Source organism: Kribbella sp. VKM Ac-2566 (genome assembly GCF_004366005.1).
In the GTDB taxonomy this organism is placed as follows: Bacteria; Actinomycetota; Actinomycetes; order Propionibacteriales; family Kribbellaceae; genus Kribbella; species Kribbella pratensis.
In genome coordinates, this window is sequence record NZ_SODT01000010.1 from 650,230 (window position 1) to 664,899 (window position 14,670).

The following is a 14,670-nucleotide window of genomic DNA, read 5'->3' on the forward strand; positions in this document are numbered from 1 at the left end:
TCTACGATCCGGTGGAACGACGCGCCAGCCGTTGCTGGAGGAGGACGGCGATCACGATGATCGCGCCCTTCGCCACCGACTGGGCGGAGATGCTCAGGTTGTTGAGGGTGAAGACGTTGTTCAACGTCGTGAAGATCAGTACGCCGAACACGGTGCCGCCGATCGTGCCGCGGCCACCGGACAGCAGCGTGCCGCCGATCACCACCGCCGCGATCGCATCGAGTTCGTACAACTGACCGTGGGTAGAGCTCCCCGTTGTCGTCCGCGCCATCAGCATCACCGCGGCGATCCCGCAGCACAGCCCGGCCAGGACGTACAGCGCCACGGTGTGACGCTGGACCTTGATACCCGCCAGGCGGGCGGCCTCGGCGTTCCCGCCGACGGCGAAGGTCCGGCGGCCGAAGGTGGTCCGGTTCAGCAGCACCCAGCCGGCCGCGGCGACCAGCAGGAAGATCCAGATCAGCACCGGTACGCCGATCAGCGAGCCGCCGAAGAAGTCGGTGAACGAGTTGACTGTGATGATCTGGGTCTTCCGGTCGGAGATGATCTCGGCCAGGCCACGCGCCGACGCGAGCATCGCCAGCGTCGCGACGAACGGCACGATCTTGCCGTAGGCAACCAGCAGGCCGTTGACCACGCCGCAGGCGGCGCCGACCACGAGCGCTGTGGTGACCATGAAGACCCAGTGGTAGTCGGCGGCCAGTTGCTGGGTCGCCAGCGTGGTCGCCCAGACCGAGGCCAGCGCGACCATCGCGCCGACGCTCAGGTCGATCCCGCCGCCGGTGATGACGAACGTCATCCCGACGCTGACCACCCCGATGACCGCGGCCAGCCGCAGGATGGTCAGCACGTTCGCACCGGTCGCGAACGTGTCGCCCGCGGTCGCGACGCCGACGACGCACAGCAGCACCAGCGCGACGACGAGCCCGAGGTTGCGGCCGAAGCCCGACCTCAGCAGGTCCCTCGACGACCGTGGCCTCGCCGGCTGGGTGACCGTGTCCTGCTTCGACGGTGTCGTGCCATCCTCTTCCGTCGCGATGTCCTCACTCATCACCTCGCCCTCCCTTTCATCAGGCCGAGCCTTCCATCACCAGGTCGAGGACCTGGTGTTCGTCGATCTCTTGCGCGGGCCCCGTGTGGACGGCCCGCCCCTCCCGCAGTACGACGACCCGGTCGGACAGACCGAGCACTTCCGGAACTTCGCTGGAGACCAGCACGATCGCGACCCCGTTGGACGCCAGCTCCCGAATCAGCGCGTAGATCTCCGAACGCGCCCCGACGTCGACACCTCTCGTCGGCTCGTCGAGCAGCAACACCCGGCAGTCCCGCAGCAACCAGCGCGCGAGCACCACCTTCTGCTGATTGCCACCCGACAGGTTGCGCACCGGGTGATCCACGCCCGGCGGACGCACATCCAGCGCCAGGGCCAGCTTCCCGGCCGCTTCCCGCTCGGCCCGGTTGTTCAGGAAACCGCTGCTCGCGAACCGTCCCAGCGTCGACACGGTGATGTTCTTGAACACCGCCTCGTCGAGCAGCAGCGCCTGGCTCTTCCGCTCCTCCGGTGCGAGTCCGACACCGGCCTTCACCGCATCCTGCACCCGGCCGGGCCGCAGTACGGCACCGTTGACCCGGACGAATCCGGTCGCCGCGCGTCGCGCGCCGTACACGGTTTCCAGTACTTCGGAACGTCCGGAGCCGACCAGCCCGGCCAGGCCGAGGATCTCGCCGGCGCGAACGCCGAACCCGATCCCGGCGAACTCACCTGGCCGGCTCAGATCGACGACCTCGAGGACGACGGGGGCGGTGTCCGGGACCTCGTTGCGGGGCGGGAAGACGTACTCGATCGAGCGCCCGGTCATCAACTGGATGAGTTCCTTGGTCGGCGTCCGGCGGGCGTCGAGGCCGGTGGCCACGGTCGCGCCGTCCTTGAGCACCGTGACCCGGTCGCCGATCTCGCGGATCTCCTCGAGCCGGTGCGAGATGTAGACGACCGCGACACCGCTGTCGGTCAGGCTGCGGATGACCCGGAACAGGTTCGACACCTCTTCCGGATCGAGCACCGCGGACGGCTCGTCCATCACGATCAGACGGGCCTCGCGGGACAGCGCGCGGGCCATGCTGACCACCTGCTGACCGGCGGCCGGCAGCGACCCGACGGTCCGGTGCACGGGGATCTCGGCATGGCCGAGGCCCTGCAGGATCGCGCGTGCCTTCGTGTTCGCCTCGTGGGTCCGGCTGAAGCCGTAGCGGGACGGTTCGTGGCCGAGAAAGATGTTCTCGGCAACGGTCAGCTCGGGCACCAGGTCGAGCTCCTGGTAGATCGCCGCGATCCCGCGCTGGATCGCCGCGGTCGGGCTGTTCAGCTGCACCGGCTCGTCGTTGATCCGGATCATGCCCGCGTCCGGCTGGTGGGCGCCGGTCAGCACCCGGATCAGCGTGGACTTTCCCGCACCGTTCTGCCCGAGCAGGCAGTGCACCTCACCGGCCCGGACGTCGAGATCCACACCGTCGAGCGCCCGTACGCCGGGGAACTCCTTGACGATGCCCGTCATGTTCAGCAGGCCGGTCACGGGGCCTCCCGTCCTGGACTGAGGAGCGGAGGGAGCGAAGCGACCGGAGCGACGAGGGAAGGACGGGAGTCACAGCCCCGTGACCCGCCGCGCCGGAGGCGCGGCATCAATACCGTCATGTCGCCGCCCCGATCCGCGTCGGGTCGACGAAGACCTGGTCGAGCGAGATCTGCGCGCCACCGCGGACGGCCGCCGCGAAACCGAGCTCCGACCGGACGACCCGGCAGCCGCCGCCGTCCGGTGCGATCACCCGCTCCTGGATCGCCTTCTCCAGTGGTTCTTTCAGCCACGGCCCGAGGACGGCGAAGTAGCCGCCCAGCACGAGCACGTCCGGGTTCAGGATGTTCACCAGGATCGCTCCCCCAATCCCCAGCCAAGTGCCGACGTCCTTCAACGCGGACAGCGTCCGCGCGTCCCCCGCTTCGGCCCGCCGGGTGATGCCGGCCAGCCGTTGCTCCACGTCCAGCGCCGGATCCCGCACCGGGTCGTCCCTGTCCGTTGCCTTGTGCAACAGTGCGGTCAGCCCGACGACCGTCTCCCAGCACCCGGTCCGCCCGCAGCCGCAGGTCCGACCGGGCGGAGCGACCGGCATGTGCCCGACCTCGCCGGAGTAGCCGTGCCCCCCGCGCATCAGATGCCCGCCGGCGACCACGCCGCCGCCGACACCGACCGCTCCGGTCAGCAGCACGAGGTCATGCATGGATTCGCCTTCGGTCCCCCGAAGTTCGGCGTATGCCGCCAGCGCCGCCAGGTTCGCCTCGTTGTCCACATGCAACGGGTACGTCGGCTCACCCAGCCGCATGCGCATCTCCTGCGCGACGGACAGCTCGCCCCAGCCCAGGTTGGGCGCCAGCTTCAACTCACCCGTCTCCACTTGCACGAGCCCGGGCACAGCGAGCGTGACCCCCGCCAACTGCCCATTCCTTGCCTCCACCGCCGCCACAGCCTCCCGCACCAGCCCGGCCAGGCGATCGAGCGTCGCGCCCGGCTCAAGATGTGCGACGTCAACAGGAACCCGCTTCTCGAGCACCACATCGCCGGCGAGGTCGAGGGCCGCGACCGCGAGGTAGTCGACGTTGATCTCCGCGCCGACGCCGCAGACGCCGGTGCCGTCGAGTTCGACGAGCTGCCCCGGGCGGCCGAGGGCGCGGCTCGAGTCGGCGAGGCCTTCGCGGAGCAGACCGCGTTCGACGAGTTCGGCGACCAGGCTGCTGACGGTCGCCTTGTTCAGGCCGGTCTCCTCCGCGATCCGGGCCCGGGACCGGGGGCCAAGGTCGCGGACGTGCCGCAGTACGACCGAGAGGTTGTTGCGCCGAAGCGACACGTGATCGGCGGCAACGCCCCGGCTCCCCGGGCGACGGCCGTCCGTCAGCGTCATCTGGGCACCCCTCCCGAGATTTTGTCTGTTGAACCAACAAACTAAGTTCACGCAGGAGAAGGCGTCAAGACCTCAACCCAGTCAAGTTATTGCAGGATCTTGTAGACATTTGTACGCTCGCGGCAATCACTCCTGCCCGCCCCCTCCAGGAGCACTTATGAAGCTCACTCGTCGTACCCTGCTCGCCACCACCGCCGCAGCCGCTCTGGCCGGCAAGTCCCAGTTCGCCTCCGCCGCCAGTCCACCGGGCGACGTCGTCGGGAAGGTCACCGTCGGCTACCAAGGCTGGTTCGCCTGCGCCGGCGACGGCGCGCCGATCAACGGGTGGTGGCACTGGAGCAACAACTGGGGTCAGCCGCCGTCGCCGGCCAACACCGCGATCGTCAGCTGGCCGGACGTCCGGGACTTCACGTCGACATACCAGACGGCGTACGCGAATCTCGGGAACGGGCAGGCGGCTCGGCTGTTCTCGTCGTACGACCAGCAGACCGTGAACACGCACTTCCAGTGGATGCAGCAGAACGGTTGCGACACGGTCGCGCTGCAGCGGTTCAACCCGACCGGCGGCGAAGGACCGACGCGGGACGCGATGGCCGCGAAGGTCCGGCAGGCCGCGGAGCAGTACGGGCGGAAGTTCTACATCATGTACGACGCGACGGGCTGGACGTCGATGCAGTCGGAGATGAAGGCGGACTGGACCTCGAAGATGAGCGCGTACACGTCGTCACCGGCGTACGCGCGGCAGAACGGGAAACCCGTCGTCTGTATCTGGGGGTTCGGGTTCGACGAGGCCAACAAGGCGTGGCCGGCCGACGTGTGTCTGGACGTCGTGAACTGGTTCAAGGGACAGGGCTGCTACGTGATCGGCGGCGTACCGACGCACTGGCTCCCGGGCAACGAGGACTCGCGGCCTGGATACCTGGACGTCTACCACGCGTTCAACATGTTGTCGCCGTGGATGGTCGGGCGGATCAGCGACATCGCGGGCGCGGATCACTACTACAACAACGTGAATCAGCAGGACCAGGCGGACTGCAATGCCCACGGGATCGACTACCAGCCGTGTGTGATCCCCGGCGACCTGCAGTCCGGACACCGGCGGCACGGCGACCTGATGTGGCGCCAGTTCTACAACCTCACCCGCGTCGGCGTACAGGGCCTGTACATCTCGATGTTCGACGAGTTCAACGAGGGCAACCAGATCGCCGAGACGGCCGCCTGGGTCCCGACCGGGTCAGGCTTGCGCGCGCTCGACGAGGACGGTACGGCGTGCTCGTCCGACTACTACCTCCGCCTGACGAACGACGGCGGCCGCATGTTCAAAGGACAGGCGCCGTTGACCTCGGTGCGGCCGACGGCGCCGATGGGCTAGAACAGCTCCATGCTGTCGGCGGTGGCGGTGATGACCGGGTTGTCGAAGTAGAGACGGCAGGCGATCGCGTGGCCGGCGCAGGTCAGGAGCGACGGGCCCGCGGCGTCGACGACGCGGTACCCGACGGGATGGACGCAGCGTTCCACCTCACCCTCGTTCGCCCGGCCGCAGCCGAGAACGTGGCAGGTGACGGTGTCGCCGACGTTCATCAGCGTCAGGCCGTGCTCAGGACAGACACCCCAGCCGACGCCACAGGCCTGACCCTCGTTCGCGGCCAGCCGAACGAGCTTCCCGGCAGTGACCTCGAGCCTGCTCGCCAGGTCGCGGAAGGTGGTCGCGGCCTGGTCGAGGTCGCGCCGGAAGCGCCGCAGCTCGACGGACTCGGGCATGTTCTGCGTCGCCGCGTGCAGGTCCTCGGCGAGCGTCATCGCCGCGACTGCGATCTCGTCGACCCGGACGGGCGTGTTGAACTGGTGCAGCGTCGTACCGCCGGTCTCCCGCGGCCGATCACGCACCTCGGACAGCCAGTCCGACCGCGGTACGACGTCCTGCGGCTCGTCCAGGCGGATTTCGCCGACCTGCTGCCCCGCGTGCCACTCCGACGACGGTGGTTCAAGGTGAGTGGCCGGTTGCGGAGCGTGACCATTGGCTTCGTTGGCAGGTCCGGTCCCGTTCATCGGGATTCGGCTTTCCTGCGCTGTCCGCCCGTTCATACAGCCTCACTCATCCGGTGCATGACACCCGCCATTGCGCGTCCCCTGTAGTGCCTCTGGTGGCCGATCGTGCCATGCCTGCGGTACCCACGACCAGAGGAACTACAACGGCGTCACCCACCGCTCCCCCGCACTTGCGGACCGCAACGATCAACCCCCAGGCAATGCCAGAATTCCCCATCGTTGGGGCACCAAATCACACCGTGCGGGTTACCCAACGTAGTTTTGACATTTCCTTACGGACCGTCGTCACGCCGTTGCTGTCAGCTGCTCCCGGAGGAACGCCACGGCGCGCGTCCGGGCGTGGTACGCCGAGTTCGGCGGGTCCTCGCGCAGATCGCGGGTGAGCACCGAATGCGCTGTCCGACCGTACCCGTCCGGGTTGCCCGGTGCCGAGTCCAACTCGATCACCTCGAACGCGTCACCGAGCTGCGCACGGAGCGTGACGAACCGCTCGACCGGCGCCATCCGGTCCTTGCTGAACCGCATCCCGAGGACGCAGAGACCGTCGGTCCGGGTGCGCTCCTTGACCACTTCGAGCTCCCACTCCGACAGACCGGGATCGCGGCGCAGCTTCGCGCTCACCGCGAACGGCGTCGACGGCTGGCTCAACACCGGTGCTTTCACCACGTCCTCAACCGCGGTGGCGAGCGCGAAGCCACCGGTAAAGCACATTCCGATCACACCCACTCCGCGTCCCGGCGTCCGCGCGGCGAGATCAGTCGCGACGGCCCGCAGGTACTTCGTGATCGGGCGCTCGGCGTTCGCCGCGAAGCACCGGAACTCCTTCGAGACGCACAGTCGCGCGAGCACGCCCAGCGCGTACCCGGTGGTCTCCGCGCGTCCCGGCGTACCGAACGGCGACGGGATCACGACCGTGAACCCTTCGCTCACCAGATGCTCGCCGAACGCGGCCACCTCGGGCGTGAGACCGGGGATCTCCGGAATCAGCACCACACCCGGCCCTTCGCCCTTCTCGAAGCAGTCATAGGTCAGGCCGCCGCCACTGAACGGCGCCCTCCGCCAGGAAGCCAGGTCCGCATTCATAGCGAGAAGTCTGTATCACGGGGCGTAGTGCTGGACGGCACCTCCTTGGGACAGGTCCACGAGGGTGTGGGCCAGGGACTTCGCGTCGGCCAGGACTTCTGCGAGGTCCATGGTCGTGAGTTGGCGGTCGCGCACCACGATCTGGCCGGCGACGAGCACGGTGACGACGTCGGAGGCCCGCATCGAGTACACGAGCGCGGCGCGTGGGTCGTGGACCGGTTGGTGGTGCGGTGCGCTCAGGTCGACGAGGGCGATGTCTGCTTGGCGGCCGGGCTCGAGTACGCCGATCTGGTTCTCGAGCCCCGCGGCTGTCGCGCTGCCTCGGGTGGCGAGGCGGAGCGTGTCGGAGAGGGTCATCCATTCGGCGTCGTGTTCGCGTTGCTTCTGGGTGAGGGCGACCATGCGGATCGCTTCCCAGACGTCGAGTGTGTTGTGTACGGCGGCTCCGTCGGTACCGATGCCCACGTTGACTCCGGCTGATCGCAGTCGCTTGATCGGGGTGACCTCGCTCATCGCGAGCTTGAGGTACACCTTCGGGCAGGACGCCACCGTCGTGCGGTCGGCGTACCGCTCGAGAATCGGCAGATCCTCCTCCCGGATGCCGCAGCCGTGCGCGACGAGGGCTCCTGCTTCGAGGACACCGGTCCGCTCGAGCACCTGGATCGGCGTGACACCGTGCTTTTCGAGCGAGGCCTGCGTCTGGTCGTCGGTCTCGGCGGCGTGCAGGTGGATCCGTCGTCCGTCGCTCCGCGCGAGGTCCGCCGTACGCCGCAGATCCTCGTCGGTCACCGTGTACGTCGCGTGCGGTCCGAGGCTCGCGGTGATGCGTGGATGTCGTGCGCTCAGGTCGCCGGTCGTCTCGAACGCTGCATCGATCGCGTCCTGCCCTGCAGAGGAGAAGAACGTCGGCGCGAGGTCCGCCCGGATCCCGGACTCGATCGCGGCGGCGGCGATCTGGTCGGCGTGGAAGTAGTGATCCACGAACGTGGTCACGCCGGCCAGCAACATCTCCGCGCACGCCAGCCGCGCGCCGACCCGCACCCGCTCCGGCGTCAGGTTCACCTCCATCGGCCAGATCCGCCGGTTGAACCAGTCCTCGATGCTCAGATCCTCCGCGGCGCCTCGCATCATCACCATCGGGCTGTGCGTGTGCGAGTTGACCAGCCCCGGCACCGCCAACAGACCGCTCCCGTCAACCACCTCGGTCGGCGGTTCACCTGCATCCGGGGCGTCGGCGGTTGGCGTGATCGCGACGATCCGGTCGTCCTGCACATGGATGTCCTGTGCCTCGTCGACGCGGCACTCCCCCTGTTCGGGCACGATCAGGACGGAGACATTGCGGATCAGCATTCATCCTCCCGGTGCACTGCTGTCGACGTACAGCAGTCTTGTCGATTCGCAGGTCCACCCGAGTGGGCGGAGGCGGAACTGGTAGGGGAACGTTTGTTCGACTGTCGGGTATGGTGGGGGGATGGGCGGTGAGCTTCAGGGGTCGTTGCTGGATGCTTTTGCGGATCCTGCCTTGGGGTCCTTGGACGGTCTGGCGCGGGCCGAGTTGGGGCGGGGGGCTTGGGTCGATGTGCTGCCCGGGTGGTTGACGGGGGCGGATCAGGTGTACGAGCGGCTGGCTCGGGACGTGCCTTGGCAGGCGGAGCGACGGCAGATGTACGACCGGGTGGTCGATGTGCCTCGGTTGTTGTGCTTTTACGGGGAGAACGCGCAGTTGCCGGTGCCGATTCTGGACGAGGCTCGGGACGCGTTGAGTGCGCACTACGCTGACGAGTTGGGTGAGCCGTTCCGGACGGCTGGGTTGTGTTTCTACCGGGACGGGAAGGACAGCGTTGCGTGGCACGGAGACCGGATCGGGCGCGGGAACCACGAGGACACGATGGTGGCGATCCTCTCGGTCGGTGAGCCTCGGGTGCTGGCGCTGCGGCCGCGGCCGGGAGCATCGAGTGGGCCGGTCGGGTCGACCGTTCGGTATCCGTTGGGGCATGGGGATCTGATCGTCATGGGCGGTTCGTGTCAGCGGACCTGGGAGCATGCGATTCCGAAGGCGACGGGCCGTGTCGGGCCGCGGATCAGTATTCAGTTCCGGCCTCGCGGGGTGCGGTGAAAGCGTTCATGCGGCGGCCGACTCGGTGAGGGCCGGTTGGTAGATGCCGTCCTCGATGGCTACGTAGAAGCCGAGCAGGCGAATGCCGGCTGCCGCGCAGATCGTGCCGGCGGCTCGGGCCCATTGCGCGTCCAGGCCGGTCATCCGGGCGGGGCCTGGGCGCCCGAGGACGAGGACGAGAGCTGTGCCGGGCGCGGTGTGTACGGCGGGGATGATCGGGTGGAGGGCGGTCTCGCACAGTTGAGCGGCGCTGGAGTCCAACGAGAAGGTCGCGGGAAGCTCGATGGCTACGGTGGCCAGGTAGTGGTCGTCGGGGTCGCAGATGAGGATGGTGAAGGTGCCTCGGCGGCGGTCGCCGAGGCTGACCATCAGGTCTATGGCGTCGGCGGTGACATCGGGATCGGTGAGTGGCTCGTCAGCCCAGGTCGCGGAGAGGTTCTCGAAGCTCATGCCTGTAAAGGTGCCGTGATTCCGGCCCTCGATCCGGGTTGTCCACAGGCCAAAGTGGCCCATGATTCCGCGGCATAAGTGGATCTCACACCTGGGCCGCTGGAACCCTAGGCTCGAGGACATGAGCAGCAGACTCGGGCAGATGCTTCCCCCGGCCGGAGCGCCGCGGGACCTGGCGATGGCGCAGTTGGCGAACTCGGTCGGCGACGGTGCGTTCGTCGTCACCTCGGCGTTGTTCTTCACCCGCGTCGCCGGGCTCTCGACCGCGGAGGTCGGTCTCGGGCTGACGATCGCCTGGCTGGTGGGATTCCTGGCAGGGGTGCCGCTCGGCAACCTCGCGGACCGGCGGGGAGCGCGCGGCACCGCGGTCCTGCTGGCGCTGACGACCGCGACAGCTGTCGCGTCGTTCCTGGTCGTCAGGAGCTTCGCCGGCTTCCTGATCGCCGCCATCGTCTACGCCTGCGGCCAGACCGGGCTCACCGCGGCGCGGCAGGCGTTGCTGGCCGGACTGGTCGCCCCGGCGGAGCGGACCAGGATCCGCGCATTCCTGCAGTCCACGGTGAACGCCGGTCTCGCGCTCGGCGCGCTGCTCGGCGGTGTGGCGCTCCGGTTCGACAATGAGGCGGCGTACCTGATCGTGTTCGGGGTCGATGCGCTCAGCTTCCTGATCGCGGCCGGGTTGCTGCGCCGGGTGCCGTCGATCGCGACGACCCTCCGGATCGTGGGCGAGCCGCGGCTCGCGGTGCTGCACGACCGTCCGTACGCCGTTCTCGCGCTGCTCAATGCGGTGATGCTGCTCTTCATGCCGCTGATCAGCTTGGTCGGTCCTCTCTGGATCGTGACCCGGACCAACGCGCCCAACTGGGTCGTCGCCTCGCTGATGATCGTGAACACGCTCGGCGTCACGTTCTTCCAGGTCCGGATCGCCAAGAGTGTCAAGGATCTGCGCAGTGCCGCCCGTTCGGTCCGGTACGCCGGTGTCGCCATGCTGGCCGCCTGCGCGGTGTTCGCCGTCACCGCCGCGGATCTCGGCCCGGCATCCACCGCCGGCGTTCTCGTCGTCGCCGCCGCACTGCTCACCCTCGGCGAGATGAAGCTCGCGTCCGGCGCCTGGGAGATCAGCTTCGGACTCGCGCCGGCCGACAAGCAGGGCCAGTACCAGGGCTTCTTCGGAACCGGCCCCGCGATCGCCCGGATGCTCGGTCCGGCACTGCTCACCACAGTCATCCTCGGATGGGGTCCGATCGGCTGGCTGGTGGTCGGTGCACTGTTCCTGGGGACCAGTTGCGCAACTGGTCCCGCCGTACGATGGGCTGCGCGGACGAGGGCCGTCAACGAGGACGCCACGCCGTCGCTGGCAGAGGAGAGCGCCGCCTGATGGAGATTCCCGGACTGGTCGAGATCACTACGCAGGACGAGCTGCGGGAGATCGTCCCGCAACCGCTGGCAGCAGCTGCCGGCAAGGCCCGCAAGGAGCTGCACGACCTGGATCGCGAGTGGCTCGCGGCGTCGCCGTTCTGCCTCATCGCCACCTCCGCCGAGGACGGTACGTGCGACGTCTCCCCCAAGGGCGACCCGGCCGGGTTCACCAAGGTCCTCGACGCCGGCACCATCGCGATCCCGGAACGCGCCGGCAACCGGCGCGTGGACGGGTTCACCAACATCCTGTCCAACCCGCACGTCGGGCTGATCTACTTCCTGCCCGGCCGCGGCGACACGCTGCGGATCAACGGCCGCGCCCGGATCGTCAGCGAGGCGCCGTTCTTCGACGAGATGATCGTGAAGGGCAACCGCCCGCAGCTCGCCCTGCTGGTCGAGATCGAGGAGATCTTCCACCACTGCTCGAAGGCGTTCCTGCGCTCGAAGCTGTGGAAGCCCGAGACCTGGGAGCCCGACGCGGTGCCGACCCGGGCGCGGATCTCGCAGACGCTGGAGCGCCCCGACGAGGAGCTCGCGACGCTCGAGGAGTACTACGGACAGGCGTACGAGGAGAAGATCTACAAGGTCAAGTACTGACCTACCGCAGCGGGCGCAGACCGAAGTACTCCGTGGCGACGATGACATCGCCCCGGCCGCCCTCTACGGTTTCGTAGTGTGACCGAACCTGTCCATGTCCCGACCTTCGGGGCCCGCGTGCGCCGCGTCGTGCTGCCGGTGGCGCTGGCCGTGTTCTCGGTGGTCGGGACGTTCGGCGCGTCACGCGGTCAGACCGACCGCCACGCGCCCGACTGGTTCATGGTGGTGCTGCTTCTGATCGGCGCGCTCTCCCTGTACTGGCTGCGCACCAAGCCGATCCCGGTGCTGTGGGCAACTGTCATCTCGACGCTGATCTACATGCTCCGCGAGTACCCGTGGGGCCCGGTCGTGTTCGCGTTCGTGATCGCCGTGTTCACCACGATCCGGCTCGGTCACCGGCTGGCGGGCTGGATCGGGCTGGTCACGTTGTACGTCGGGCATGTCGGCGGCCGGATGATCCTCGGCATCAACGAGCAGGGCGTGTACCAGGTCCTGCTCGTCGGCACGTGCTTCTGCGTACTCGGGTTCGTCGCGGAACTCTTCCGCGCCCAACGCGACCGGATGATGGCGGCGGCGCGTACCCGGGAAGAGGAAGAACTGCGCCGGGCCGGCGAGGAACGCCTGCGGATCGCGCAGGAGCTCCACGACGTCGTGGCGCACCACATCTCGCTCATCAACGTGCAGGCGTCCACCGCGCTGCACCTGGTCGATCGGCAGCCCGAGCAGGCCGTCCCGGCGCTCTCCGCGATCAAAGACGCGAGCAAGGAAGCTCTCGTCGAGCTCAGATCGATCGTCGGCGTACTGCGTCAGTCCGACGAGTCAGCGCCCCGCACGCCGGTTGCCGGTCTCGATCACCTGGACCACCTGATCAGCCGCACCAAACGGGCCGGGCTCGAGGTGCACAAGATCGTTCACGGCGAGCCGCGGCCACTGCCGAGCGGGCTCGACCGAGCCGCGTTCCGCATCATCCAGGAGTCGCTGACGAACGTCGTACGGCATGCACGGGCGACGTCGGCGACGGTCCGGATCCAGTACGGCGAGCAGACGCTGGTGCTCCAGGTCGACGACAACGGCGACTGCCTGACCGCGGCGCCGAAGGAAGGCAACGGCATCTCCGGGATGCGTGAGCGTGCCACCGCCCTCGGCGGCACGCTGACCGCGAACCGCACGTCGGCCGGCGGTCTGCGGATCACGGCGACTCTCCCTCTGTAGGTTTCCTGTGAATGCGGGCGGTCACCGGGCGCCCGCCGGTGCGGATTCACAGAGTTCTCCCAGAAACTCCCGGTAGGCACTCAGATCGGTTCGTCAGGCTGCGAGGCATGACAACGATCGAAGTGCGGGGGCTGACCAAGCGGTACGGCTCCGACGTCGTCGTGGACGACCTGTCGTTCTCCGTCGAGCCGGGTCAGGTGACCGGGTTCCTGGGGCCGAACGGTGCGGGCAAGTCCACGACCATGAAGATGATCATCGGCCTGGCCGCGCCGACCCGAGGCACCGTGACCGTCGGCGGCCGGCGGTACCAGGACCTGCCGGTGCCGCTGACCGAGGTCGGCGCGCTGCTCGACGCGAGTGCGGTGCACGGCGCGCGGACGGCGTACGACCACTTGCTGGCGCTTGCCGTGAGCAACGGTCTCCCCCGGCGCCGGGTCGACGAGGTCCTCGTCCGGACCGGGCTCGAAGGGGTGGCCGGCAAGCGGGCGGGCGGGTTCTCGCTCGGGATGCGGCAGCGGCTCGGGATCGCCGCGACACTGCTCGGCGATCCGGACGTGCTGATCTTCGACGAGCCGGTGAACGGGCTCGATCCCGAAGGGATCCGCTGGATCCGCGACTTCATGCGCTCGCTGGCGGCAGAAGGACGTGCGGTGCTGGTGTCGAGCCACCTGATGAGCGAGATGGCGCAGACAGCCGATCACCTGGTCGTGATCGGTCGCGGCCGGCTGATCGCCGACATGGGCATGGCCGAGCTGATGCACGCGAACGGCGAGGGCACCGTCCTCGTCCGCACAGGTGAGCCGGACTCGTTCGCACAGCACCTGACCACGGCAGGCGGCACAGTGCGGGACGGGCTCGAGGGTGCGCTGGTCGTGTCCGGTCTGTCGGGTGCGGAGATCGGCAAACTGGCGGCGTACCACGGGGTTGCGCTGAGCGAACTGACGCCGCAGCGGGCCTCGCTGGAGGACGCGTTCATGGCACTGACCAGAGAGAGCGTCGAGTACCAGGGAGCCGCCATATGAACACGCTGCATGCCGAGTGGATCAAGCTGCGCAGCTTGCGCTCCACCTGGTACACCGTGGCCTGTCTGTTCGTGTTCGGGCTCGGCATCACTGGCCTGTCGATGAGCGGCGCAAGCACGGAGTACTGGGGCGGGACCGACGCGGACCGTGCTGCTTGGGATCCGACGAGTCAGAGCCTGAGGACGTTCATCGTGGCCCAGCTGATCGTTGGCGTGCTCGGCATCCTGGTGGTGACGTCGGAGTTCGCGACCGGGTTGATGCAGACGACGCTCGCTGCCACCCCACGCCGGAACCGGCTGCTGGCTGCGAAGGCGATCGTGGCCACCGCGGTGGCCGCCGTGGCGGGCCAGGTGCTGATGTTCGCGGCGTTCTTCATCGGTCAGGCGTTGCTGGCCGGGCAGGACGTGCCCTACGCACGCCTTGGCGATCCTGGGGTCTTGAGAGCGGTTGTCGGTGGTGGGCTGTATCTGTCCGCGATCGCTCTGCTGGCCGTGGGTCTGGGTGCGATTCTGCGCGCGACGGCGGGTGCGCTCGCGACGCTGGTGGGGATCGTGTTCCTGGTTCCGGCGCTAGCGGGGCTCTTCCCGGACTGGATGCAAGGGATCTTCAACTTCTGGCCCACCCTCGGAGCGGCGGCGATCTTCGGTACGGTGCCGGACGAGAACTTCCCGCATCCCTGGCTGAATCTGGGTGGGCTGTGGCTGGGCGTCGCCGCCGTACTCACCGCTGCGTTCGTTGTCTTCCGGCGACGAGACGTCTGACCGGATCCGTATT

The 14,670-nt window shown here is 68.3% G+C and carries 14 protein-coding genes; 7 read left to right on the forward strand and 7 right to left on the reverse strand.

Annotated elements, in window-relative coordinates; genetic code table 11:
* Position 1: 1 nt before the first annotated feature.
* From EV647_RS21375 to EV647_RS21385, 3 genes are all read right to left on the reverse strand, one after another.
* On the reverse strand, positions 2–1,051 hold the full coding sequence (locus EV647_RS21375) for an ABC transporter permease (RefSeq protein ID WP_238177319.1): 1,050 nt from the start codon (positions 1,049–1,051) through the stop codon (positions 2–4).
* A gap of 19 nt (positions 1,052–1,070) precedes the next feature.
* On the reverse strand, positions 1,071–2,570 hold the full coding sequence (locus tag EV647_RS21380; RefSeq protein ID WP_238175735.1) for a sugar ABC transporter ATP-binding protein: 1,500 nt from the start codon (positions 2,568–2,570) through the stop codon (positions 1,071–1,073).
* A 115-nt stretch (positions 2,571–2,685) separates the two neighbouring features.
* Positions 2,686–3,948 carry an ROK family transcriptional regulator gene (locus EV647_RS21385; RefSeq protein WP_134005514.1) on the reverse strand — a complete coding sequence of 421 codons (1,263 nt, stop codon included), beginning with the start codon at positions 3,946–3,948 and terminating at the stop codon, positions 2,686–2,688.
* A 157-nt stretch (positions 3,949–4,105) separates the two neighbouring features.
* Between EV647_RS21385 and EV647_RS21390 the strand changes: the two genes are divergently transcribed.
* On the forward strand, positions 4,106–5,320 hold the full coding sequence (locus EV647_RS21390) for a glycoside hydrolase family 71/99-like protein (protein ID WP_202876256.1): 1,215 nt from the start codon (positions 4,106–4,108) through the stop codon (positions 5,318–5,320).
* On the opposite strand, the gene EV647_RS21395 is transcribed toward EV647_RS21390, so the two are convergent.
* The 3 genes from EV647_RS21395 to EV647_RS21405 form a co-directional block, all read right to left on the reverse strand.
* The gene (locus tag EV647_RS21395) at positions 5,317–6,033 is read right to left on the reverse strand and encodes a hypothetical protein (RefSeq protein WP_134005516.1); all 717 of its coding nucleotides are present in this window, start codon (positions 6,031–6,033) and stop codon (positions 5,317–5,319) included. The genes EV647_RS21390 and EV647_RS21395 overlap by 4 nt on opposite strands.
* Before the next feature lie 249 nt (positions 6,034–6,282).
* Positions 6,283–7,080, reverse strand: a complete 798-nt coding sequence (locus EV647_RS21400; RefSeq protein WP_134005518.1) for a dienelactone hydrolase family protein — start codon at positions 7,078–7,080, stop codon at positions 6,283–6,285.
* A 15-nt stretch (positions 7,081–7,095) separates the two neighbouring features.
* A complete protein-coding gene (locus EV647_RS21405) occupies positions 7,096–8,430 on the reverse strand; it encodes an amidohydrolase (RefSeq protein WP_134005520.1) in 1,335 nt (444 codons plus the stop codon).
* Positions 8,431–8,551: 121 nt separating this feature from the next.
* On the opposite strand from EV647_RS21405, the gene EV647_RS21410 reads away from it, so the two are divergent.
* Complete coding sequence (locus tag EV647_RS21410; RefSeq protein ID WP_134005522.1) at positions 8,552–9,196, forward strand: alpha-ketoglutarate-dependent dioxygenase AlkB; 645 nt, start codon at positions 8,552–8,554, stop codon at positions 9,194–9,196.
* 6 nt (positions 9,197–9,202) lie between these two features.
* Here EV647_RS21410 and EV647_RS21415 read toward each other — a convergent pair whose 3' ends face one another.
* Complete coding sequence (locus EV647_RS21415) at positions 9,203–9,646, reverse strand: hypothetical protein (RefSeq protein WP_134005524.1); 444 nt, start codon at positions 9,644–9,646, stop codon at positions 9,203–9,205.
* Positions 9,647–9,767: 121 nt separating this feature from the next.
* Here EV647_RS21415 and EV647_RS21420 point away from each other — a divergent pair, with 121 nt between their 5' ends.
* From EV647_RS21420 to EV647_RS21440, 5 genes are all read left to right on the forward strand, one after another.
* Entirely contained in the window at positions 9,768–11,024 is a 1,257-nt protein-coding gene (locus EV647_RS21420; RefSeq protein ID WP_134005526.1) for an MFS transporter, read from the forward strand.
* Entirely contained in the window at positions 11,024–11,662 is a 639-nt protein-coding gene (locus EV647_RS21425; RefSeq protein WP_134005528.1) for a pyridoxamine 5'-phosphate oxidase family protein, read from the forward strand. The genes EV647_RS21420 and EV647_RS21425 overlap by 1 nt, the downstream gene beginning before the upstream one ends.
* A 78-nt stretch (positions 11,663–11,740) precedes the next feature.
* Positions 11,741–12,874 (forward strand): sensor histidine kinase, encoded by a 1,134-nt coding sequence (locus tag EV647_RS21430; protein ID WP_238177320.1) that lies wholly within the window; start codon positions 11,741–11,743, stop codon positions 12,872–12,874.
* Positions 12,875–12,981: 107 nt separating this feature from the next.
* Complete coding sequence (locus tag EV647_RS21435) at positions 12,982–13,896, forward strand: ABC transporter ATP-binding protein (protein WP_134005530.1); 915 nt, start codon at positions 12,982–12,984, stop codon at positions 13,894–13,896.
* Positions 13,893–14,657, forward strand: coding sequence for an ABC transporter permease (locus EV647_RS21440; protein ID WP_134005532.1), 765 nt, complete (start codon positions 13,893–13,895; stop codon positions 14,655–14,657). Before EV647_RS21435 ends, EV647_RS21440 begins: the two co-directional genes overlap by 4 nt.
* Positions 14,658–14,670 lie beyond the last annotated feature (13 nt).